A 21,089-nucleotide genomic window follows, 5' to 3' on the forward strand; every position below is an offset into this window, starting at 1 on the left:
TCAATTCCCCGTATGCTCGGCCGATGCGGGCGGCGGATCGCGCTCGTCGCCCCGCACGCGGAACGACGCCGCATAGAGCGCGGGCAGATAGAAGAGCGTCAGCACGGTCGCGCTCGTGATGCCGCCCATCAGCGCGGTCGCCATCGGTCCGAAGAAGTTCGAGCGCAGCAGCGGAATCAGCGCGAGCACCGCGGCGGCCGCCGTCAGCGTGATCGGCCGGAAACGCCGCACCGTCGCGCCGACGATCGCGTCGAAGCGCTTGTGGCCGGCGGCGATGTCCTGCTCGATCTGGTCGACCAGAATCACCGAGTTGCGCATGATGATCCCGAACATCGCGATCACGCCGAGCATCGCGACGAAGCCGAACGGCTTGCCGAACATCAGCAGCGTGCCGACCACGCCGATCAGCCCGAGCGGCGCGGTCAGCACCACCATCATCACGCGCGCGAAGCTCTGCAGCTGGATCATGAGGAGCACCAGCACGGCGATGACCATCAGCGGCATCTGCGCGTTGATCGAGGTTTGACCCTTGGCGCTTTCCTCGACGGAGCCGCCGATCTCGATCCGGTAGCCGAGCGGCAGCGCGGCGCGCACCGGCGCGAGCGCCTGATCGAGGCTCTTGGTCACGTCGATGCCTTGAGCTTTGCCAAGCACATCCGACTGCACCGTGATCGTCGGCTGGCGGTCGCGCTCCCAGATCACGCCGTATTCGAGGTCGTCGCGCAGGTGTCCTAGCGAGCCGAGCGGCACGGGGCCGTTCGGCGTCGGCATCGCGAGGTTCACGATCCGCGAGGGATCGACGCGCTCGGTCCTGGGCGCGCGCAGGTCGACGCTGATCAGCTTGTCACGCTCGCGATACTGCGTGACCGTATAGCCCGAGAGCGTCAGCGCGAGGAAGCTCGACACGTCTTGCGACGTGACGCCCACTTCGCGCGCTTTCTTCTGGTCGATCTCGAAGCGCACCGAGCGCTCGGCCGGCTCGTCCCAGTCGAACTGGACGCCCGTGGTGCGGCGGTCGGCGCGCATCGTCGCCGCGACTTTCTCGGCGATCGAGCGCACGGTCGCGATGTCGTCGCCGCTCACGCGGAATTGCACGGGATAGCCGACCGGCGGGCCGTTCTCGAGCCGCGAGAGGCGCGTGCGGATCGCCGGGAAGTTTTCGCGCAAGGTTCCGTCGAGCCAGCGTGCGAGCTTCTCGCGATCCTCGACGGATTTTGCCGTGATCACGAACTGCGCGAAGTTCGGCAGCGTGAGCTGCTGGTCGAGCGGCAGGTAGAAGCGCGGCGCGCCGCTGCCGACGAAGTCGGCGTAGTGATCGATCTCGGGGCGGCCGGCGAGCGTTTTTTCGAGCCGCTCGGCCTGGCGCAGCGTCGCGTCGAATGATGCGCCCTCGGGCAGCCGCACGTCGACGAGCAATTCAGGCCGGTCCGAACTCGGGAAGAACTGCTGCGGCACGAGCGTGAAGCCAGCGAGCGCGGCGATGAAGAGCGCGACGGTGATCGCCAGCACGACGAAGCGCCGCTCGACGCACCACGCGATCCAGCCGCGCAGGCGCGTGTAGAAGCGCGTGCCGTAGATGTCGTGCTCGTGGCCGTCGGGTTCGTGCGCATGGCGCTTGCGCTCGGGCAGCAGGTGGTAGCCGAGCAGCGGAATCAGCACGACGGCGGCGAACCACGACGCGATCAGCGCGATCGCCGAGACCTCGAAGATCGAGCGCGTGTACTCGCCGGTGCTTGACTTCGCGAGCGCGATCGGCAGGAAGCCCGACACGGTGACGAGCGTGCCCGTCAGCATCGGAAAGGCGGTGCTGGTATAGGCGTAGGCCGCGGCGTGCGTGCGTTTCCAGCCTTGCTCGAGCTTCACGGCCATCATCTCGACGGCGATGATCGCGTCGTCGACGAGCAGGCCGAGCGCGAGCACGAGCGTGCCGAGCGAGACCTTGTGCAGGCCGATGTCGAACAGGTACATGCAGAGCGCCGTCACGGCGAGCACGACCGGAATCGAAATCACGACGACCATCCCCGTGCGCACGCCCAACGACACGAGGCTCACGATCAGCACGATCCCGACCGCTTCGGCGACCGCCTCGAGAAAATCGTCGACCGAATGCGAGACCGCGTGCGGCATGCTCGACACCTCGACGAGCTCGAGCCCCGCGGGCAGGTGCGCGCGCAGCTCCGAGGCCTTGGCGTCGAGCGCGTGGCCGAGCTCGAGCACGTCGCCGCCCGGCCGCATCGTGACGCCGATGCCGAGCACCGCCTGGCCGTGAAAGCGCATCTGCGTCGAGAGCGGGTCGTCGTAGCCGCGCTTGATCGCCGCGATGTCGCCGAGACGGAACGAGCGGCCGTTGATCGTGATGAGCAGATCGGCGAGCGCGTTGACGTCGGCGAACTGGCCGCTCGGGCGCACGAAGACGCGGTCGTCGTAGGTCGTGAGCGTGCCGGCCGGAGCGACCGCGTTCTGCGCGTTGATCGCCTGCGCGAGCTGCTGCGGCGAGATGTTCAGCCGCGTGAGCTGCGCATTCGAGATCTCGACGTAGATGCGCTGGTTCGGGTCGCCGAAGTAGTCGACCTTCGCGACACCCGGCACGCGCAACAGCACGGTGCGCAGTTCATCGGCGTAGTCGTGCAGCTGCGCGGGCGAGAAGCCGTCGCCTTCGAGCGTGTAGATGTTGGTATAGACGTCGCCGAACTCGTCGTTGAAAAACGGCCCCTGGACGCCGGCAGGCAGCGTCTGGGCGATGTCGCCGACTTTCTTGCGCACCTGGTACCAGGTGTCGGGCACGTCCTTGGCGGGCGCCGAATCCTTCATGTTGAAGAAGATCAGCGATTCGCCGGGGCGCGAGTAGCTGCGCAGGAAGTCGATGTTCGGCGTCTCCTGGAGCTTGCGGCCGATGCGGTCGGTGACCTGGTCCTGCAGCTGGCGCGCGCTCGCGCCGGGCCAGAAGGTCTGGATCACCATCACGCGGAACGTGAACGGCGGGTCCTCCGATTGCGCGAGCCGCGTGTAGGCGAGGATGCCGGCGAGCGTCGCCAGCGTGATCAGGAAGATGACGAGCGCCTGGTGCCGCAGCGCCCAGGCGGAGAGATTGAAGCGGCCTTCTTCGCCGCCGGCGGACGCGGGCGGGCGGGCCCGTTCGTCCGGGCCGTCGCGATCGAGCGTGCTCATGATGCGAAGTCCTCGGGATGGAGCGGGGCGAGGACGCGCACGTGCTCGCCGGCGCTGACGGTATGCACGCCTTGCAGCACGACGCGCTCGCCGTCGTGCAGGCCGGCGGAGATGGAGACCGTGCGCTCGTCGTAGCGTGCGATCTGCACGCGGCGCAATTCGAGCGTGCCGGGGTCTGGCGCGGCTGCGGCCGATGCGGCGGCGGTCGATGCGTTTTCACCCGGACGCACGACCCAGACCGCGGGCTCCGTGCCGTCGTGAAAGAGCGCGGTGGCGGGCAGCGTGAACGGATGCGCATCGTTCGCCATGCCGTCTGACGCGACCCGGTCTGACGCGACCCGATCGAATGCGACGTCGGCGGTCATGCCGAGGCGCACCTCGGGGCTTGGTGCTTCGAGCGTGAGCTTCGTGCGATAGGTCCGGCTCTGCGGATCGGCCGCGGGCGACACTTCGCGCACGCGCGCGGTGAAGCGCTTGCCGGGCAGCGCGGGCAGGGTGATCGTCGCGGTCTTGCCGATCGCGAGTGCCGCGAGCGCGCTTTCGGGCGCGTCGCAGACGATGTCGACATCGCCCGACCAGGCGAGCTGGTAGACGGCCTGGCCCGACGAGACGTTCTGCCCCGTGTCGGCGTTTTCGGCCGTGATGACGCCCGCGTGATCGGCCGCGAGCGTTGCGTATTGCAGCTGGTTTTTTGCAAGCGCGAGCTGCTGCTGCGCCTGATCGCGCTGGGCGGCGGCCGACGCATACGCATCCTGAGTCTGCTCGAGCTGCGCGGGTGCGATCAGCTTTTCCTGCGCCTGTGCGCTGTCGCGGTCGAGCTGCTGCTTGGCGTAGACGAGCCGGTGCTGCGCGGCGTCGAGCTGCGCCTGCGCGCTCGCGACGTTCTTCCGCAGGTCGTCGGGGTCGAGCCGTGCGACGATCTGTCCGGCCTTCACGGTGTCGCCGAGGCGCACCGTCCGCTCGACGATCTTGCCCGCGACGCGAAACGACAGCGGCGTCGAGTAGCGCGCATCGACCTCGCCGGGCAGCGACGCGAGCGCCGGACGTCCGTCCGGATGCACGGCGGCGGCGACGACCGGCCGCAGCGCGGGCGCCGCGGCCTCCTTCGGGTGACACCCGGCGAGCGCCATCGCGCCGCCCAGGGCGAGGGCGATGGCGCACTGACGAACGCGGCTGACGGAGAGGAGGCGAGGATGACGACTCGGGCGGGATTGCAGACGCGCCGCAGGCGACGCGTGAAGACCAGGACGATTCACATTGACACCATGACTTACGAAAGCGAACGGGATCGACAGGCCGGGAAGGCCTGTCGCAGAGGCTTGCGGTAAGCGTTTCAAACGCAGCGCGGCCTCTTGCCTCAGGATGCGAAGTGAATTCTAATACATACCTGTATCTGAATGCAAAGCTGAATCTTTGCGTCCCCGGATGCTAAAATCCGTCCTATGAAACGACAACGATTGACCCGCGAGCAGAGCAAGGACCAGACGCGTCAGCGCCTGCTCGATGCTGCCCTGACCATCTTTTCGAAGAAGGGATATGTCGCCGCGAGCGTGGAGGACATCGCCGCCGCGGCCGGCTATACGCGCGGTGCGTTCTATTCGAATTTCCGCGGCAAGCCGGAGATTCTGCTCGAGTTGCTCAGGCTGGATCACGAGCGCATGCAGGGCGATCTGGAAGGCATCGTCGTGGAGGGCGCGACGCGCGAGCAGATGGAAGCGAACGTGCTCACCTACTACAGCCGCATGTTTCGCGACAACCAGTGCTATCTGCTGTGGGGCGAGGCCCAGCTGCAGGCGAGCCGCGACGCCAAGTTCCGTACGCGCTTCAATGCGTTCATGCACGAGAAGCGCGAGGAACTGACGCTCTACATCCGCGCATTCTCGGAGCGTGTCGGCACGCCGCTGCCGCTGCCGGCCGAGGTGCTTGCGATCGGTTTGATGGGGCTATGCGACGGCCTGCAATCGCTGCACTTGTCGGATCCTCAGCATGTGTCGGCCGAGTTTACGGAGTCGGTGCTGGCCGGATTCTTCGCGCGCGTGGTGTTCGGGCGCAATCCGGACTGAGCGTGCCTGATGGCCGATTCAGACGCTGATGCCCGGCCCGAAATTACCGCCGATCAGCCGCGTCACCGAATCGATGTCCGGGTAGTCCTGCTCGGGCAGGCCGTCGAGAATCGACAGCAGCTCGTTGCTCGCGCCCGCGTCGCGCGCGATTTCCACGAGCTGGTCCTTGTTCGCCGGATACGGGACGGCGCGCAGGACGTCGGTGATTTGCAGGTCGATCGCCTCGGCCGGGATGTTCGATTTCGTCATGTCCGCTCGATTCAAGTCTGCGCCCGCCGCTCGTGCGCGGCGAACTTGTGCGCGAGTCCCGTCGGTTTCGGCAGCGTGATGCGGGCCCAGCCGTCCGGCCGGATCGCGACGGCGGCCACGCCCGGGGCGGGCGGGGCAACGGGGGCGGCGTTGGCGCGTTGGGCCAGGGCGGCGTAGCGCGCGGTCAGGCTGTCGAGCGCGGTCGTGTGGACCGGCGCCGCGAAGCACGACGGAAAGACCAATGCCATGGCTGTCAATGTCGAGATTTTCATCGCTCGACCTCCTTCTCAATGCGCCGCCGCCAGTGCCATCCCGGACAGCATGCGCCGTGCCCGACGCCTATTGTTCGATCCCCCCTGTTTTGCATGGGACCAGACTAAGTGCTAAAGCACTAACGCTGGTCGACACACTCGCTGCGTTGCTCCGCTTTATCGCAGCACTTCGAAACGCGTCCACGGCCACGACGGCCGGTCGCGCATGTATCCGTTGAGCCAGTTCCATTGCGGATGGCGCTTCATGAACGCCTGCGCGTCGAACGGCCGCCCGCAGGGATGCCCCCAGCGCGCCCAGAACGCGAGGCCGCGCGCCATCTCGCTGTCGACCACCTTGCCGTCGTTCGCGCCCCACGGGTTGAACGGCCCCTGGTCCGAGCCGCCGAAGCGCGCGTCGTCGAGCTCGAGATGCCCGCAGATCGTGCGCGAGCAAGGGTTGTCGGCGCGGTCGAGATAGACGTCGTGATGGTCGGCGATCATCTCCTTGGCGAGGTCGATGTCGATCTTGCCGTGGTGCATCTCCGCGAGCTGCATGAAGCGCAGGCGCCGCGCGCCGTTCTTGCGCACGTCGGTGTAGTCCTCGCCTTCGCCGATGCATTCCTGGTTGCGGATCTTGAGGTCCGCCGCCGTGTTGTAGCCGCTATAGAAACCGTCTTTCGTGCTCTCGAAGCCGGAGTAGTGCAGACCGAGCTCGTAGCGCGCGATCTCGCCCGTCTTCCAGTCGCCGAGGAGCCAGCTGTTCGCGTAGCCGCCGTTGTTCGAGATCGCGAACATCTCGCACCAGTCGCCGATGCTGTTCGCGTATTGCGTCGCGCGGCGCGAGCGGTAGAACTCGGGCGCGCCCGCGGCGTTGTAGCCGGCGAAGTTCGAGATCGTCGTTTCGGTAATCATCAGGCCCGCCGACGTGATCCAGAAGTCGGTGAGGCTCGAGATGCAGCCGGGCAGCCCTTGCATCAGGAGGCGGTGGCCCGACTCGGGGACGATGTCGAACACGACGTTGAACGCGTCGCCGGCCGCGTAGCGGTCCCAGGAGTTGTGCGCCATCACGATGCGGCCGTCGCGCGTCGCGCTGCCGGTGGCGATGAAGGCGCTGCAGTGATGCCCGCGCCGGCCGCGCCACGGCTTGATCGTGAGGCGCGGATCGCGCGCGGCGGCCTGGCTCGGCCACCAGCTCTGCAGCAGGTCCATGTAGCCGTTCCAGGCCAGCACCTCGTCGAAGCGCAGCTTCGCGCCGTCGGCGATGCCCTGTATCTCGTCGGCGAATTCGGTGTCGAGCTTGGGCGCGAATTGCGCGACCGCGGCTTTCGTGAAGGTTTCGAAGTCTTCGCCCGTGTCCCAGCGCGCCAGATATTTGGCGGTGTGGATCGCGTTGCGGATCTCGGTGGCAAGGAGTTGGCCGTGCTGCTCGCCGCGGTCGTAGGGCTCGCCTTCGATATGGACAAAGATCCAGCCGGCGTGGTCGCGGCGCACGGCATCGAGGGAGGGTTCGCTCATCTTCGCTCCGAGATGATTGACTGGCCGCGTGAGGAAGCGCTTTGAATCAATTGTAGAAAATATGCCACGCTTTGCCATCGCCCGCGGCGGGGATGGCGAGGTCTTGGCGGCGCGCGATGCGGCGCGAGCCGGGCCTGGCGGGAGGCGTGAGCGCCGCTCCCTCCCGGGCCGTCAGAACGCCGGATTCATCCGACGGTAGGCGTCGAGCAGCGCCGTCTTGTAGACCGCGCCGACCAGCTTCGGCACCGCGGCGCTCTCGATCACCGGCAGCCGCTCCCCCTGGAACGCCATGAAATGCTGCAGTGCGACGCCGATCGGCATGTCCGGCGTGAGCACGTCGAATTGCTGCTGCAGGTAGTCGGCGGCGGTGCGCGTGGAGGTGTCGCGCTTCTCCAGCAGGTCGGAGGTGATGTCCTTCAAGGCGACCACGCCTCGAAAGCAGCCGTTGTCGTCGGTGACGTACAGGTACTTCACCGGGTACTCGAGGAAGATGCGCGTCATCTCGTCGACGCTTGCCGTGAGCGGCACTACGGTCTCGGCCGGCTGGACGAGCTCGCGCAACAGCAGCGTGCGCAGCCGCAGGCGCTCCTGCTCGTCTTCGAGGCGGCGCAGCGTGATCTCGTACATCGACGTCTTGCCGATCGCGCGCGCGGCGAAGTAGGCGACGACACACGACAGCATCAGCGGCAGCACGACCTGATAGCTGAGCGTCATCTCGAAGATCATCAGGATCGCCATCAGCGGGGCCTGCGTCGCGCCGGCCAGGAACGCGCCCATGCCGACCATCGCGTACGCATAGGCCGCCGACGTGCCGTGCGGCCAGATCGCGTGCGCGGCGAGGCCGAACAGCGAGCCGACGACCGCGCCGACGAACAGCGTCGGCGTGAACACCCCGCCGACCGCACCCGAGCCCACGGTCGCGGCGGTGGCGATCACCTTGAACGCGAGCACGGTGACGAGCGCGGTCCAGGTCCAGGGCGAATGCAGGATGTGGTTCACCACGCTATAGCCGTTGCCCCACACCTCGGGCACCCACACCGAGATCACGCCGACCACGAGGCCACCCGCCGCGAGCCGCACGGGCAGCGGCACGGGCAGGCGCCTGAACTGCTTCCTGGCGGCGTCGAGCAGGTGCAGAAACTGCGGCGCGGCCGCGCCGCACAGCAGGCCGAGCGCGACGAACAGCAGCACCTCGACGCCCGTGATCGCCGGAAACTCCGGCATCTCGTACGGCGGCTTGTAGCCGGTGAATTCGCGCATCGTGATGTTGGCGACGACCGAGGACACGACGATCGGCCCGAAGCTTTCCATCGCGATCGAGCCGAGCACGATCTCGGTGACGAAGAACGCGCCCGCGATCGGCGCGCTGTAGGCCGAGGTGATGCCGGCCGCCGCGCCGCAGGCGACCAGGAGGCGCAGCCGCGCCGGATCGAAGTGCACGGCGCGCCCGACCGCCGAGGCGGCAAGCGCGGCGAGCTGCACCATCGAGCCTTCGCGGCCGATCGAGCCGCCGAAGCCGATCGTGAAGAGCGACGACACGCTGCGCCACAGGCTCTGCCCGACCGGCACGACGCCTTCGCCGATCGCGATCGCCTCCATGTAGTCGGAGTTCGCGTTCTTGCCGGCGCTGCGCCGCGCCATCACGAGCGCGCCGCCGGCCAGGAGGCCGCCGGCGGCCGGCAGCCAGAAGCGCACGGTCCACGGCAGCTCGCGCGCCATCCGCACGAAGCTGCCGGTCTTGCCCGTGAAAAGCCATTGAAAGAAGTCGATGCCTTGGCGAAACGCGATGGTCGCGAAGGCGCCGAGGACTCCGACGATCACCGACCAGACGAGCATCGTGTGCGCGTCCGAGAGGCGGAACAGTTCTTTGGCGCGGGTGCGCAGGCGAAGCAAGAATGAAAGCACGGGTGAAAGCGCTGAGCGTTGGCGGTTCCGGATCGAGCGCAAGGATAGCATCGGGTGCTCTCAACGAACCGTCTTGTCGAGCTCCGGATAGTGCCGGAAGATGCACGACTCGTTGTGCCCTCCGCGCCGTTCGGAGGCCAGATAGGCGGCGATGTTCGGGCGCGCCGCCACGGCGTCGCAAAGCGCGGCCAGCCGCGGGTAATGCTCGCCGAAACGCTTCGTCGCGCGCGGAAACGCGTAGTGCAGGCCGTCGATCACCTGGAACATCGACAGGTCCGCATAGGTCAGCGCATCGCCCACCAGATGGCGGCCGCCGTGCGGATTCTGCTCGAGCACGCGCTCGAAGTAGCGCATGAACTTGGGCAGACGCTCGTCGATGAACGCGGTGGCGCGCACCTTGGCCGCTTCCTTTTGCTCTTCGTAATACTGGCCAGTCGACAGCGGGTGATGCGTGTCGTGGACTTCGGTCACGAGGTCCGCGATCGTCAGCTGCACGCCGTGCACGAGAAAGCGCGCGTCGTCCTTGGGCGCGAGGTGGAGCTTCGGCCCGAGATAGAGCAGGATGTTCGCGACGTGCGGGACGATCAGGTCGCCGTGCTTCAGGAAGGGCGGCGCGAACGGCGGGCAGGGCTCGCCGTCGCCGTCCATGATCTCCAGCATCCGCGCCGAGCCGCCGGGTTCGCGCGCGATGTCGACATAGGGCGCCTGCGCTTCTTCGAGCGCAAGCCGCACGAATTCGCCGCGGCCTTGCAGGCCGTCCCAGTAATAGAGCTCGTAGGCCATCGTCTTGTCCTCGCTGAAGTCGGCGGCGTCGCGCGCCGCGGGTTCACATCGAACAACGGGAAGTATGAGCGCGGGTTGCCAATGCCGCTAACGCATACGCCCCGCGCGAGGCGGGGCACAGGAGACCGGCGGGCGGCGCGATCAGGCAAACAGGCGCTCGACACCCCAGGTGATGGCGAGGCCGCCGACGGCCAGCCACACGTACAGGATGAATCCGGTCATCAGCGCGCGGGGGCCCGCTTCGCGGATCTGCGAGATGCGCGTCTCGATGCCGAGCGCCGTCATCGCCATCGTCAGCGCGAAAGTGTCGAGCAGATTGATCGCATGCGTGGCGGATTGCGGCAGCACGTGCAGCGAGTTCACGACGACGCAGGCGAGAAAGCCGATCGCGAACCACGGCACCGAGAGCTTGCGCGGCTTGGCGGCGGCGCCGGCCGCGTGCTTGCGCGCATCATGCGCATCCGCCGGCTTGGCGCGGTTGATCCACATCCCGAGCGCGAGCAGCACCGGCACGAGCAGCATCACGCGCGTCATCTTGACGATCGTCGCGACGTGCGCCGCTTGCGCGCTCACGTTGCTCGCGGCGCCGACCACCTGCGCCACCTCGTGGATCGTGCCGCCGAAGAAGAGCCCGGCGCCGAGCGTATCGAGATGCAGCCAGCCCGCACGATACAGCACCGGGTAGAGGAACATCGACAGCGTGCCGAACAGCACGACGCTGCCCACCGCCATCGCGCTCTTGTGCGGCTTCGATTGGAGCGTCGACTCGAACGCGAGCACGGCCGCCGCGCCGCAGATCGCGCTGCCGGCGGCGGTGAGGATCGCGGTGTCGCGATCGAGCTTCATCAGCTTCATGCCGGCCCAGGTGCCGATCGCGAGCGTGCTCACGACGATCAGCACCGATTCGGTGAGGCCGGGCAGGCCGACTTGCGCGATCTCCTGCAGGCTCACGCGCAGCCCGAAGAAGCCGACGGCGATGCGCAGCAGCTTGCGCGCCGAGAAGTTGACGCCCGCGGCCCAGCTGGCGGGCATGCCGTCGCGCAGCGCATTGCCGTAGATCGCGCCGGCGACGATGCCGACGATCAGCGGGCTCATGCCGAGCCCGGCGATCGCGGGCAGCGAGGCGACGCTCGTCACGGCCGCGGCGAACAGCGCGACGAACAGGATGCCGTTGAGCTGGCCGCGGATCGGCGAGTCATGCGCGGTGAGCGGGGCGGAAACGTGTGGAGTGGACATGATCTTGGGTCCTGTCTCTGATTTCGATGGCCTAATCCTAATTGGCGTATATCGATATGAGAAATCGTCATTTGCGACGTAAAATATCGAGATCGCCGATATTTCAATACCATGACCCCCGATCAGCTGATAACGTTCGCCGCCGTCGCCGAGCACCTCAACATCAGCCGTGCCGCCGTGGCGCTGCATCTGTCGCAACCCGCGGTGTCGGGGCAACTGCGCCAGCTCCAGGAGGAATTCGGCGAGCCGCTCTATCAGCGCGACGGCCGCGGCATCCGGCTCACGCCGAGCGGGACGCAGCTCGCCGAGTACGCGTCGCGGCTGCGTGACACCTACCGCCAGGCCCATGCCTATCGCGACGCCCTGCGCGGCCTCGAGCGCGGCACGCTGCGCGTCGGCGCGAGCACGACGCTCGCGAGCTATCTGCTGCCGTACCTGATCGCCGAGTTCCAGCGGCGTTTTCCCGAGGTCTCGATCCAGACCGCGGGCGGCAACACCGGGGATATCGCCGGCTCGCTGACCGCGCTCGATATCGCGATGATCGAAGGTCCCGTCGGGACCGATCTGCCGCCGGGCACCGGCGTGCATGCGTGGCGCGAGGACGAGATCGTCGCGATCGTGCCGAGCGAGCATCCGCTGGGGCAGCGGGAGTCGACGGAAGCGCAGACGCCCGGCGTCTTGCCTGCGACCTTCGCCGAACTCGGCGCTTATCCGCTCGTGCTGCGGGAAGAGGGCTCGGGCGTGCGGCAGGTCGTCGAGCGCGCGTTCACGCGCCACGGCGTGCCGATGCGCGTCGCGCTCGAAGTCGCGGGCGTCGAGGGCGTGAAAGAGGCCGTGCGGGCCGGAATGGGCATCGGCTTCGTGTCGGCGATGTCGATGCGGCACGAGGACGACGCTTTGTGCCGGGTCTCGCTCGCCCCCGAGCCGTTGACCCGGCGCTTCACGATCCTGGTGCCGCATGAGAATGCGCCGTCCCGGGTGGCGGAGCGGTTTCTCGAGATGTGCCTCGAAGGTTTTGGTTGATTCGCCCTAGGGATTTCCACTATGGCGCGGCGATGCGCGGGCGGCGCAAGATCCATTCACCAGCGCAGACCGCGCTTTTTTAAATCCTACAAATGGAACCGGTTCCAATCGATGGTTCGGCACGAAACCCGGGCCAAAACCAGGCGACGGAAGTCGTCATCGTCGCCAGCGCATTCGGCGTCGATGCGATCCGGCGCGACGGTCATCTCGCCTGGCTCGGCGCCGCGGCTGAAGCCGGGGCAACCGGGTTCGAGGTGCGCCGCGAATTGTTCGGGCTGGACGCGGAGGCCTCCCCCGAGGGGCTGGCGCTGCTGGGCCGTGCGATCGCGCGGCTTGGCATGTGGTCCGTCTATTCGACGCCCGCGTCGCTCTACCGCGAGGACGGAACCCTCGGTGAGGCCGCATTGAAAGCCGCGCTGGCTGAGGCCGATGCCCTCGGCGCCCGCTTCGTCAAGCTGCAGCTCGGCGCGTTCGGCGGCCGCGCCGACGGGGTCCGGCTTCGCAACTGCGTGGCCGGGAGCCGCGCGCGCCTCGTCGTCGAGAACGGGCAGGTGCGAGAGGGCGGCTCGCTCGGGCAGTTCGTCTCGCTGTTTGCGGCGCTCGAGCGGGAGGAGGCGGCCGGTGCGCTCGGCATGACCTTCGACATCGGCAACTGGCAGTGGACGGACGAAGCGCCGCGCGAGGCTGCGAAGTCGCTCGCGGCGCACGTCGAATACATCCATTGCAAGGGCGTCGCGGGCGAGGGCGCACGACGCTTTGCTGTCGCGCCTGCTGAAGGAGACCCGCTCTGTACCGAGCTTTTTGCCACACTGCCGCGCCACGCGCCGCGCGGCATCGAGTTTCCGTTCGATGTAAAAGCCCTGGCGGCCGACGCCAGGCGTCGCGTCGCCTGGCTTGCCGCGTTATGAGCCGGGCTTGAGCCGGACCTGACCCGCCGCCGTCCCCGGCCCGGCGCAACATGTGCAGCACAGCGTGAAGAAGGAGATTGCATGTCCACCCAGCTCGATGTCCTCACCTATGGCGAAGCGATGGCGATGCTCGTCGCCGACGAAGCCGGGCCGCTCGCCGGAGTCGAACGGTTCACGAAGCGCATCGCAGGCGCCGACCTGAACGTCGCGATCGGCTTGTCGCGGCTCGGCTTCAAGGTCGGCTGGATGAGCCGCGTGGGACACGACTCGTTCGGACACTACGTGCGCGACACGCTCGCCAACGAGGGCATCGATGCAAGTCATGTGACCGTCGATGCGCGCTACCCGACCGGTTTTCAATTGAAGTCGCGGCACGACGACGGCCGCGACCCGGCCGTCGAGTATTTTCGCAAGGGCTCCGCGGCGAGCCACCTCTCGCTCGACGACTACGACGCCGATTACGTGCTCGGCGCGCGCCATCTGCATCTGACTGGCGTGGCTCCCGCGATCTCGGCGACCTCGCGCGAGCTCGCGTTCCATCTCGCGAGGCAAATGCGCGCGGCCGGCAGGACGATCTCGTTCGACCCGAACCTGCGGCCGGTCTTGTGGCCGTCGCGCGAGGCGATGGTCGCCTCGCTCAATGCGCTCGCGGCGCTCGCCGACTGGGTGCTGCCCGGCATCGGCGAAGGCCGCATGCTCACCGGCTTCGCGCAGCCCGAGGACATCGCGAGCTTCTACCTCGACTCAGGCGCGCGCGGCGTGATCGTCAAGCTCGGCGCGCAGGGCGCGTACTATCGCACCGCCTGCAGCGACGGCGTGATCCCGGCGCAGGCGGTGGCGAACGTCGTCGACACGGTCGGCGCCGGCGACGGCTTCGCTGTCGGCGTCATCAGCGCGCTGCTCGATGGCTTGACGCTGCCGGCGGCGGTCGCGCGCGGCAACCGTATCGGCGCGCTCGCGATCCAGGTGCGGGGCGACTCCGAAGGCCTGCCGACGCGCGCGGATCTCACGCGTCTCGAGCGGCTCGACAGAGTCGAGCTGTCCGACGGCGCCGATGTGGCGCCCTTGCCCACGGCATGACGAAGGGCGCCGATTTGGAATCCGAGAGACAGAGGAGACAACCATGACTACCACGCTTGCCCCACGCCGCTGGTGGGCGATCATGCCGATCGTTTTCATCACCTACAGCCTCGCCTATCTCGACCGCGCGAACTTCGGCTTCGCCTCGGCCGCCGGGATCAACCAGGATCTCGGCATCGGCAAGGGGCTCGCGTCGCTGATCGGCGCGCTGTTCTTCCTCGGCTACTTCTTCTTCCAGATTCCCGGCGCGATCTACGCCGAGCGGCGCAGCGTGAAGAAGCTCGTGTTCGTGAGCCTGATCTTGTGGGGCGCGTGCGCGGCGCTGACGGGCGTCGTCAGCAACATCCCGTCGCTGATGGCGATCCGCTTCGTGCTCGGCGTCGTCGAGGCAGCGGTGCTGCCAGCGATGCTGATCTTCCTCTCCAACTGGTTCACGAAGTCCGAGCGCTCGCGTGCGAACACGTTCCTGATCCTCGGCAATCCGGTGACGGTGCTGTGGATGTCGATCGTCTCGGGCTATCTCGTGCATGCGTTCGGCTGGCGCAACATGTTCATCGCCGAAGGCGTGCCGGCGGTCTTCTGGGCCGTGTGCTGGTGGTTCATCGTCAAGGACAAGCCCGAGCAGGCGCCGTGGCTGTCGGACTCCGAGAAGCGTGCGCTCGACGCCGTGCTCGCGGCCGAGCAGGCGGCCATCAAGCCGGTGCGCAACTATCGCGAGGCGTTCAAATCGCCCGCCGTCGTCAAGCTCTGCGCGCAGTATTTCTGCTGGAGCATCGGCGTGTACGGCTTCGTGCTGTGGCTGCCGTCGATCCTCAAGAACGGGTCGACGCTCGGCATGGTCGAGACCGGCTGGCTCTCGGCGCTGCCGTATCTCGCCGCGACGATCGCTATGCTCGCGGCCTCCTGGGCCTCCGACAAGCTCGATGCGCGCAAGGCCTTCGTCTGGCCGTTCCTGCTCGTCGGCGCGGCGGCGTTCGCCGGATCCTGCGCGCTCGGCTCGACGCACTTCTGGACCTCGTATGCGCTGCTCGTGATCGCGGGCGCCGCGATGTACGCGCCGTACGGGCCGTTCTTCGCGATCGTGCCGGAGCTGCTGCCGAAGAACGTCGCGGGCGGCGCGATGGCGCTCATCAACAGCATGGGGGCGCTCGGCTCGTTCGTCGGCTCCTATGTGGTCGGCTACCTGAACGGGGCGACCGGCTCGCCCGCGGCGTCGTATGCGTTCATGAGCGCGGCGCTCGTCGTCGCGGTGATCCTCACGCTCGCCGTGAAGGCGCAGGCCGCGCCGTCGCATGCGTTCGCCGCGCATCTGCATGGAAAATAATCACGATTGACCACCATGAAACCCACGATCCTTGCCTATAAGACGTTGCCCGACGACGTGCTCGCCTATCTGCGCGAGCACGCGGAAGTCCTCACGCTCGATGCCGGCGCGGCGCGCTTGCCCGATGCGCTCGCGGCGGCGTTCAAGGAGGCCGACGGCGCGATCGGCTCGAGCATGAAGATCACGCCGGCGATGCTCGAAGGCGCGGCGCGCCTGAAGGCGCTGTCGACGATCTCGGTCGGCTTCGACCAGTTCGACGTCGACGACCTGACGCGGCGCGGCATCGTGCTCGCGCACACGCCGGACGTGCTGACCGAATCGACGGCCGATACCGTGTTCGCGCTGATCCTCGCGAGCGCGCGGCGCGTGGTCGAGCTGGCGGACTGGGTGAGGGCGGGGCAGTGGCGGGAGAGCCTCGGCGAGGCGCAGTTCGGCGTCGACGTGCACGGCAAGACGCTCGGCATCGTCGGGCTCGGGCGCATCGGCGGCGCGCTTGCGCGGCGCGCGGCGCTCGGCTTCGGCATGCGCGTGCGGTACACGAACCGCAGCCCGAACGAAGCGGCCGAACGCGCGTTCGGCGCGAAGCGCGTCGCGCTTGGCGAACTGCTTGCCGAGTCCGATTTCGTCTGCCTGCAAGTGCCGCTCACGCCCGAGACCCGCCACCTGATCGGCACCGCCGAGCTGAAGGCGATGAAGCGAAGCGCGATCCTGATCAACGCGTCGCGCGGCGCGACCGTCGACGAGGCCGCGCTGATCGAGGCGCTGCGCGACGGCACGATCCTCGCGGCCGGCCTCGACGTGTTCGAGCGCGAGCCGCTGCCAGCCGATTCGCCGCTGCTCGCGATGAAGAACGTCGTCGCGCTGCCGCACATCGGCTCGGCGACGCGCGAGACCCGTCACGCGATGTCGCGCTGCGCGGCCGAGAATCTCGTCGCGGCGCTGGCGGGCACGCTCGCGCGCAACATCGTCAACCCCGAGGCGCTGGGCCCGTCGCGGCGTTGAGCCGCCGCCTCCAGTGGTGCCGCCCGGCGGCGTGCGCTATGATGCGCGCACTGATGCAGTTCGAAAGCGCGCCTTGAGCGCGCTTTTGTCTATTGCGGCGCGGGCGGCGGGCGATCCTCGCGCAGCCGCTGCGATATCGCTTTCGCTTTCGACGATGAGGAGTCTTGGGTTGGCTGACGCATTTCTGCCCCTCTTTGCTGGCTGCCACGCTGCCCGCGTTTTTTGCGCCGGCGGGCGTTGCTACCCTGCTCGCGGGGACGCGCGATGAGCCTCCTGCGTGCGGGCGCGCCGCGCCGCGCGACGATCAGCGACGTCGCCCGCGAAGCCGGCACCGGCAAGACCAGCGTCTCGCGCTACCTGAACGGCGAGACCAACGTGCTGTCGCTCGATCTGCGCGAGCGGATCGAGGCGGCGATCAAGCTGCTCGACTACCAGCCGAACCAGATGGCGCGCGGCCTGAAGCGCGGCCGCAACCGCCTGATCGGCATGCTCGTCGCCGACCTGACCAACCCGTTCACGGTCGAAGTGCTGCAAGGCGTCGAGGCCGCGTGCCAGGCGCTAGGCTACATGCCGCTCATCTGCCACGCGGCGAACGAGGTCGAGATGGAGCGGCGCTACCTGCAGCTTCTGACGACGTACCGCGTGGAAGGCGTGATCGTCAACGCCCTGGGCGTGAAGGACGAGACCTTGCAGTCGCTCGGCAGCGGCGGGATTCCGGCGGTGCTCGTCGATCGCAAGGTGGCGGGGCTCGATGCCGACATCGTCGGGCTCGACAATGCCGAGGCCGTCAGGATCGGCACGCAGCACCTGTTCGAGCGCGGCTTCGACGAGATCCACTTCGTCGTGCAGCCGTTCGAGCGGGTCAGCTCCCGGCGCGTGCGCGAAGCGGCGTTTCGCGCGGCGATCGAGCAGGCGGCGCGCGCTGCGGCAGGCGATGAGCCCGCTGTGCGAGGGCAGACCGTGGTGCTCGATCTTGCCGACGCCGAGGCCGTGATGCGCGTGCACACCGCGCTCGATAGCCGCATCGATGCGGCCATCGGCGGCTCGGCCAAGCGCATCGCGCTCTTCGCGGCGAACGCGCCGGTCGCGCTGTCGCTCGCGCGGCATCTGAATTCGCGTTACGGGCCAGGCTGGCAGGACCGCGTCGCGCTGATGTCGGTCGACGATCCCGAATGGGCCGAACTGACCGGCGTCACGACGATTCGCCAGCCGACCTATGCGATCGGCTACCGGGCCGTCGAATTCCTGCACGAGCGCATCGACGGCGCGCTCTTGCCGACGCGCGAAGCGATGCTGCCGGGGGAGCTCGTCGTCAGAGGCTCGACGGCGCGCTGACTCAAGCACTCAAGCGCGGCCCGCACGCGCTATTCATCGAAGGTTTCATCGGCCGCCGCGCCGCTCGCGAGGGCGATCGGCGCGGCGACATCAACAAGGACGTTCATGGTTGCCCCTTTCACGCTCATCTGTCTCGCGATCGCGACGCTGTTCGTCGCCGCCTTGCCCGTCGCGCTCTATTGGCGGCTGCGGGGACCGACGGCGCTCGGCCGGCGCTACGCGATCGCCGGGGTCGCTGTCTTCGCGCTCTTTGCGATGGTGATCGAGCGCGGACTGAACATGTATCTGCTCGGCCGCAATCCGGCGACCGCGACGTGGCTTGCGATGAACCCGGCCGCCTTCGTCGTCTACGGCGCGCTGATCGCCGGCGTCTGCGAGGAAGGGGGGCGCTGGCTCGGCATGCGCTGGCTCATCAAGCGCAACGGCGCGGCGAATGCGCCGGACTCGGACGGCCCCGCGCTCAGCTACGGCCTCGGCCACGGCGGGGCGGAGGCGTGGCTCGTCGGCGTGCTGGTGCAGGTGCAGTGGATTGTCTACGCGCTGCTCGCGAGCTATGGCAAGCTCGATCCCGGCATGACGAACCTGCCCGACGAAACGGTGATGCAGATTCACCTGCTGCTGACGACGCTGTCGGTGCCGATGGCGCTGATCTTCGCGCTTGAGCGCACCTCGGCGCTGGTGTTCCAGATCGCGTTGTCGGTGCTGATGTGGCGCGGCCTGCGCGCGGGCTGGCGCGGCATCCTGCCGCTCGCGATCGCCGTGCACGCGCTGATCGACGCGCCGGCGGCGCTGTTCCAGGCGGGCAAGCTGCCGCTGATGGCGGTGGATGGTGCGTATGCGCTCGCCGCCGTTGCGGTGGCCGGCGTGCTGATCCGGATTTTCCGGCGTCCGTCGCAAGGCGGGACGAGCGCTGCGGCCGGCCAGGCCTGACACTAACGCTCTAACCACGAAAGCGACGATGGAAGCCTATCAATACGAGTGCGCAAGCCGCGATATCGAGGAACTGGCGCGCGTCGTCAGCGACCTGTTTCCCGAGCAGACGCGCTTTGTCGAGCAGCCCGCGGAAGACGGGGCGCCGACGCTGTCGATCCAATGGGTGGCGATGCGCTTCGGCGCGACGGCCAAGCGCATTTCGATGGAGGTGCGCTTCGCGCCCGCTGTGCTCGCCCGCTATCGCGCGACGCCGCCGCGCGCGCGGGGCCGCAGTTTCGCGGTGCTGCGCGCGTACGTGGAAGCGATGCTCGGCTCGCTCGAAGAGCAATACGCGAAGGGCGAGGCGGTGCCGCGCGAAGTGACGGTCGAGCTCGGGGACGAGTTCGCGTGATGCCGCGCGCGGCGCTCAGTCCGCGCGGCGATAGACCTTCGCGAAGCGCAGCGCCTGCACGACGCCATAATCGCCGGGTGCGTACTGCATGACCCAATCGCCCGCCGTGCCGCGCAGCACGTCGCCCGCTGCCGAGCGCGCGATCGAGAACGGCGCGTCCATCTGCTTGGCGAGCACGATTGCGGGACGATTGCGATACGGCCCAGGCGCGCCATGGGCGAGCGAAGGCTCGGCAGGCACGTACTTCGCGTCGAAGCGATCGCGCGAGACGACCCAGCGCTCGCCTGTCGAGCCCGTGATCAGCGCGTCGCCGCGCAGGTAGCGGTTCGGGCCTTCGAGGCTCATCAGTTCGCCGTCGCCGGCGGCAAATTCGACCGCGACGGTTTCGTCCTTGATATAGCGCTGCGCAGCGGGGTCGGTGCGCAAGTCGACGTCTTTCAGTTCAATCATCGGAAGCAAAAAAAGCGGAAAGTCACGGGGCGAGAGATTATCGCGAAAGCTCGGCGCGTGCGCGTTTCGGACAAAATTCCACCTATCTCCAAAGGCGAATACCCATGCTCCACCTCAATCTTTCCACCGGCATCCTGAGCCCGAGCCTGCAGGCGCTGGGCGCGCAGGCGCTCCTTGGCGTGATCGTCGCGCTGGTGCTCGGCGGCATGGTCAAGGGCGTCGTCAGCATCGGCGTGCCGCTCGTCGCGATGCCGATCCTGAGCCAGTTCCTGCCGATCAAGGACGCCGTGCTGCTGCTGTCGATGCCCATCATCCTCGGCAATATTCCGCAGGCGCTGGAAGGCGGCGAGACGGTCGCCACCGCCCGCCGGATCGTCGCGCCGCTGATCGGCACGGTGCTCGGCAATCTGGTCGGCGTGACGATGCTGGTTTCGCTCGCGCCGCATCGCGCCCAGGCGATCGCCGGCGTGCTGCTGATGGTTGCCGCGCTGCTCCTGCTCGCGTCGCCGAGGCTCGCGCTCGCGCCGCGCTGGGCCAAGCCCGCGGGCTTCGCGATCGGTTTCGCCGCGGCCGTGATGGAAAGCATTGCATCGGTGCCGGGCCCGCTGCTCGCCATGTACCTGATTGCCACGGGCGCCACCGGCCGCGTGTTCACGAAGCAGATCGCGATCATCCTGGTCGTCTCGATCGTCACGCTCGTCGTGGCGTTCGGAGGCGGCCTGCATGCGAGCTGGGTCGATGTCGCGATCTCGGCGCTCGCGAGCGTGCCGGTCATTGCCGGCATCGTGCTCGCGCGGCCGCTGCGCGACAGGCTGCCGCCGGCCGCGTTTCGCAGCGTCGTGCTGCTGTTCGTGCTCGCGGCGGCGGTGCAGATGATCTGGAAGTCCGGCGTGCTGCGCTAGCAGGCCAGGGCGGGAACGAGCCTGCCGGCGAATGCTTGAAACGAAGACGCCCGCCATGGAAGGCGGGCGTCGACTGACGAAATCAGCGAAGCTCGCCGATTACTCCTTGCCGCCGCGCTCGTGCTTGCCGCCATGCTCGCGGAACGTCGTGTCCGCCAGCTTCTTCTGTTCCGGCGAGAACGAGTTGTAAAGCGGCTCGAACGCCGCGACGAGCTTGCTCATGCCGTCCGCATGCGCCTGCGCGATCTGCGTATATTGCTTCATGTCGTCGAGCGCCGACAGATTCTTGCCAGCCATGCGCTGGCGGTACAGGTTGCCCATCGTTTCGCCGTTCTGGCGCATCGCGTCGGCGAACTGCTGCCATTGCGTTTCCTGAGCCGGTGTGATCTTGAGCTGCGAGTGCAGCGTGGCGATGCGTTCCTCGACGCGCGCCTCGTGTCCCGCTGCGGCCGATGCGGCAGCGGGTGCAACGGCCGGAGCCGAGGCGGCCTGGGCGAACGCGCCGCTCATGGCGAACGTGGAAGCGAGGATGACCAGTGCTTTTTTCATCGAAACTCCTACTTGACGTGTG

At 67.9% G+C, this 21,089-nt stretch carries 20 protein-coding genes; 10 read left to right on the top strand and 10 right to left on the bottom strand.

From position 1 onward, the window contains the following. Positions 1-3,168, bottom strand: coding sequence for an efflux RND transporter permease subunit (locus tag FAZ69_RS09040; protein WP_136893606.1), 3,168 nt, complete (start codon positions 3,166-3,168; stop codon positions 1-3). After that, the gene (locus FAZ69_RS09045) at positions 3,165-4,424 is read right to left on the bottom strand and encodes an efflux RND transporter periplasmic adaptor subunit (protein ID WP_439654756.1); all 1,260 of its coding nucleotides are present in this window, start codon (positions 4,422-4,424) and stop codon (positions 3,165-3,167) included. The genes FAZ69_RS09040 and FAZ69_RS09045 overlap by 4 nt, the downstream gene beginning before the upstream one ends. 186 nt (positions 4,425-4,610) lie before the next feature. Here FAZ69_RS09045 and FAZ69_RS09050 point away from each other — a divergent pair, with 186 nt between their 5' ends. Further along, positions 4,611-5,231: a TetR/AcrR family transcriptional regulator gene (locus FAZ69_RS09050; RefSeq protein WP_136893608.1), complete on the top strand. Its 621-nt coding sequence runs from the start codon at positions 4,611-4,613 to the stop codon at positions 5,229-5,231. Between the two features lie 18 nt (positions 5,232-5,249). Here FAZ69_RS09050 and FAZ69_RS09055 read toward each other — a convergent pair whose 3' ends face one another. The 6 genes from FAZ69_RS09055 to FAZ69_RS09080 form a co-directional block, all read right to left on the bottom strand. After that, positions 5,250-5,480, bottom strand: a complete 231-nt coding sequence (locus FAZ69_RS09055) for a DUF2795 domain-containing protein (protein WP_136893609.1) — start codon at positions 5,478-5,480, stop codon at positions 5,250-5,252. 11 nt (positions 5,481-5,491) lie between these two features. After that, the gene (locus tag FAZ69_RS09060) at positions 5,492-5,752 is read right to left on the bottom strand and encodes a hypothetical protein (RefSeq protein ID WP_136893610.1); all 261 of its coding nucleotides are present in this window, start codon (positions 5,750-5,752) and stop codon (positions 5,492-5,494) included. A 156-nt stretch (positions 5,753-5,908) separates the two neighbouring features. Further along, on the bottom strand, positions 5,909-7,246 hold the full coding sequence (locus tag FAZ69_RS09065) for a C45 family autoproteolytic acyltransferase/hydrolase (RefSeq protein WP_136893611.1): 1,338 nt from the start codon (positions 7,244-7,246) through the stop codon (positions 5,909-5,911). A gap of 171 nt (positions 7,247-7,417) precedes the next feature. Beyond that, a complete protein-coding gene (locus tag FAZ69_RS09070) occupies positions 7,418-9,151 on the bottom strand; it encodes a ClcB-like voltage-gated chloride channel protein (RefSeq protein ID WP_136893612.1) in 1,734 nt (577 codons plus the stop codon). Positions 9,152-9,211: 60 nt separating this feature from the next. Further along, entirely contained in the window at positions 9,212-9,934 is a 723-nt protein-coding gene (locus FAZ69_RS09075; RefSeq protein ID WP_136893613.1) for a glutathione S-transferase, read from the bottom strand. Between the two features lie 141 nt (positions 9,935-10,075). After that, positions 10,076-11,170 carry a YeiH family protein gene (locus FAZ69_RS09080; protein WP_136893614.1) on the bottom strand — a complete coding sequence of 365 codons (1,095 nt, stop codon included), beginning with the start codon at positions 11,168-11,170 and terminating at the stop codon, positions 10,076-10,078. 111 nt (positions 11,171-11,281) lie between these two features. Here FAZ69_RS09080 and FAZ69_RS09085 point away from each other — a divergent pair, with 111 nt between their 5' ends. The 8 genes from FAZ69_RS09085 (at position 11,282) to FAZ69_RS09120 (ending at position 19,166) form a co-directional block, all read left to right on the top strand. Then, positions 11,282-12,193, top strand: a complete 912-nt coding sequence (locus tag FAZ69_RS09085) for a LysR family transcriptional regulator (RefSeq protein WP_136893615.1) — start codon at positions 11,282-11,284, stop codon at positions 12,191-12,193. Positions 12,194-12,285: 92 nt separating this feature from the next. Further along, the gene (locus FAZ69_RS09090; protein ID WP_136893616.1) at positions 12,286-13,101 is read left to right on the top strand and encodes a TIM barrel protein; all 816 of its coding nucleotides are present in this window, start codon (positions 12,286-12,288) and stop codon (positions 13,099-13,101) included. Positions 13,102-13,182: 81 nt separating this feature from the next. Then, positions 13,183-14,181, top strand: coding sequence for a sugar kinase (locus tag FAZ69_RS09095; RefSeq protein WP_136893617.1), 999 nt, complete (start codon positions 13,183-13,185; stop codon positions 14,179-14,181). A 43-nt stretch (positions 14,182-14,224) separates the two neighbouring features. After that, a complete protein-coding gene (locus FAZ69_RS09100; protein WP_136893618.1) occupies positions 14,225-15,505 on the top strand; it encodes an MFS transporter in 1,281 nt (426 codons plus the stop codon). A 15-nt stretch (positions 15,506-15,520) separates the two neighbouring features. Continuing rightward, a complete protein-coding gene (locus FAZ69_RS09105; protein WP_136893619.1) occupies positions 15,521-16,507 on the top strand; it encodes an NAD(P)-dependent oxidoreductase in 987 nt (328 codons plus the stop codon). 264 nt (positions 16,508-16,771) lie between these two features. Beyond that, the gene (locus FAZ69_RS09110; protein WP_136893620.1) at positions 16,772-17,842 is read left to right on the top strand and encodes a LacI family DNA-binding transcriptional regulator; all 1,071 of its coding nucleotides are present in this window, start codon (positions 16,772-16,774) and stop codon (positions 17,840-17,842) included. 105 nt (positions 17,843-17,947) lie between these two features. Then, positions 17,948-18,772 (top strand): YhfC family intramembrane metalloprotease, encoded by an 825-nt coding sequence (locus tag FAZ69_RS09115; protein WP_136893621.1) that lies wholly within the window; start codon positions 17,948-17,950, stop codon positions 18,770-18,772. 28 nt (positions 18,773-18,800) lie between these two features. After that, positions 18,801-19,166 carry a DUF3022 domain-containing protein gene (locus tag FAZ69_RS09120; protein WP_136893622.1) on the top strand — a complete coding sequence of 122 codons (366 nt, stop codon included), beginning with the start codon at positions 18,801-18,803 and terminating at the stop codon, positions 19,164-19,166. 15 nt (positions 19,167-19,181) lie between these two features. Here the strand turns inward: FAZ69_RS09120 and FAZ69_RS09125 are convergent, their stop codons facing one another. After that, the gene (locus tag FAZ69_RS09125) at positions 19,182-19,616 is read right to left on the bottom strand and encodes a PGDYG domain-containing protein (RefSeq protein WP_136893623.1); all 435 of its coding nucleotides are present in this window, start codon (positions 19,614-19,616) and stop codon (positions 19,182-19,184) included. A 104-nt stretch (positions 19,617-19,720) separates the two neighbouring features. Here FAZ69_RS09125 and FAZ69_RS09130 point away from each other — a divergent pair, with 104 nt between their 5' ends. Next, positions 19,721-20,518: a sulfite exporter TauE/SafE family protein gene (locus FAZ69_RS09130; protein ID WP_136893624.1), complete on the top strand. Its 798-nt coding sequence runs from the start codon at positions 19,721-19,723 to the stop codon at positions 20,516-20,518. Positions 20,519-20,617: 99 nt separating this feature from the next. Here the strand turns inward: FAZ69_RS09130 and FAZ69_RS09135 are convergent, their stop codons facing one another. Next, positions 20,618-21,067 carry a Spy/CpxP family protein refolding chaperone gene (locus tag FAZ69_RS09135; RefSeq protein ID WP_136893625.1) on the bottom strand — a complete coding sequence of 150 codons (450 nt, stop codon included), beginning with the start codon at positions 21,065-21,067 and terminating at the stop codon, positions 20,618-20,620. Positions 21,068-21,089: the final 22 nt, after the last annotated feature.

Source organism: Trinickia terrae (assembly GCF_005144415.1).
GTDB lineage: Bacteria > Pseudomonadota > Gammaproteobacteria > Burkholderiales > Burkholderiaceae > Trinickia_A > Trinickia_A terrae.

Excerpts from the sequence above, each read along its gene's own strand:
- FAZ69_RS09040 (WP_136893606.1), bottom strand. The coding sequence starts at position 3,168 with ATGAGCACGCTCGATCGCGACGGCCCGGACGAACGGGCCCGCCCGCCC.
- FAZ69_RS09050 (WP_136893608.1), top strand. The coding sequence starts at position 4,611 with ATGAAACGACAACGATTGACCCGCGAGCAGAGCAAGGACCAGACGCGT.
- FAZ69_RS09055 (WP_136893609.1), bottom strand. The coding sequence starts at position 5,480 with ATGACGAAATCGAACATCCCGGCCGAGGCGATCGACCTGCAAATCACC.
- FAZ69_RS09060 (WP_136893610.1), bottom strand. The coding sequence starts at position 5,752 with ATGAAAATCTCGACATTGACAGCCATGGCATTGGTCTTTCCGTCGTGC.
- FAZ69_RS09065 (WP_136893611.1), bottom strand. The coding sequence starts at position 7,246 with ATGAGCGAACCCTCCCTCGATGCCGTGCGCCGCGACCACGCCGGCTGG.
- FAZ69_RS09075 (WP_136893613.1), bottom strand. The coding sequence starts at position 9,934 with ATGGCCTACGAGCTCTATTACTGGGACGGCCTGCAAGGCCGCGGCGAA.
- FAZ69_RS09080 (WP_136893614.1), bottom strand. The coding sequence starts at position 11,170 with ATGTCCACTCCACACGTTTCCGCCCCGCTCACCGCGCATGACTCGCCG.
- FAZ69_RS09085 (WP_136893615.1), top strand. The coding sequence starts at position 11,282 with ATGACCCCCGATCAGCTGATAACGTTCGCCGCCGTCGCCGAGCACCTC.
- FAZ69_RS09090 (WP_136893616.1), top strand. The coding sequence starts at position 12,286 with ATGGAACCGGTTCCAATCGATGGTTCGGCACGAAACCCGGGCCAAAAC.
- FAZ69_RS09095 (WP_136893617.1), top strand. The coding sequence starts at position 13,183 with ATGTCCACCCAGCTCGATGTCCTCACCTATGGCGAAGCGATGGCGATG.
- FAZ69_RS09100 (WP_136893618.1), top strand. The coding sequence starts at position 14,225 with ATGACTACCACGCTTGCCCCACGCCGCTGGTGGGCGATCATGCCGATC.
- FAZ69_RS09105 (WP_136893619.1), top strand. The coding sequence starts at position 15,521 with ATGAAACCCACGATCCTTGCCTATAAGACGTTGCCCGACGACGTGCTC.
- FAZ69_RS09110 (WP_136893620.1), top strand. The coding sequence starts at position 16,772 with ATGAGCCTCCTGCGTGCGGGCGCGCCGCGCCGCGCGACGATCAGCGAC.
- FAZ69_RS09115 (WP_136893621.1), top strand. The coding sequence starts at position 17,948 with ATGGTTGCCCCTTTCACGCTCATCTGTCTCGCGATCGCGACGCTGTTC.
- FAZ69_RS09120 (WP_136893622.1), top strand. The coding sequence starts at position 18,801 with ATGGAAGCCTATCAATACGAGTGCGCAAGCCGCGATATCGAGGAACTG.
- FAZ69_RS09125 (WP_136893623.1), bottom strand. The coding sequence starts at position 19,616 with ATGATTGAACTGAAAGACGTCGACTTGCGCACCGACCCCGCTGCGCAG.
- FAZ69_RS09130 (WP_136893624.1), top strand. The coding sequence starts at position 19,721 with ATGCTCCACCTCAATCTTTCCACCGGCATCCTGAGCCCGAGCCTGCAG.
- FAZ69_RS09135 (WP_136893625.1), bottom strand. The coding sequence starts at position 21,067 with ATGAAAAAAGCACTGGTCATCCTCGCTTCCACGTTCGCCATGAGCGGC.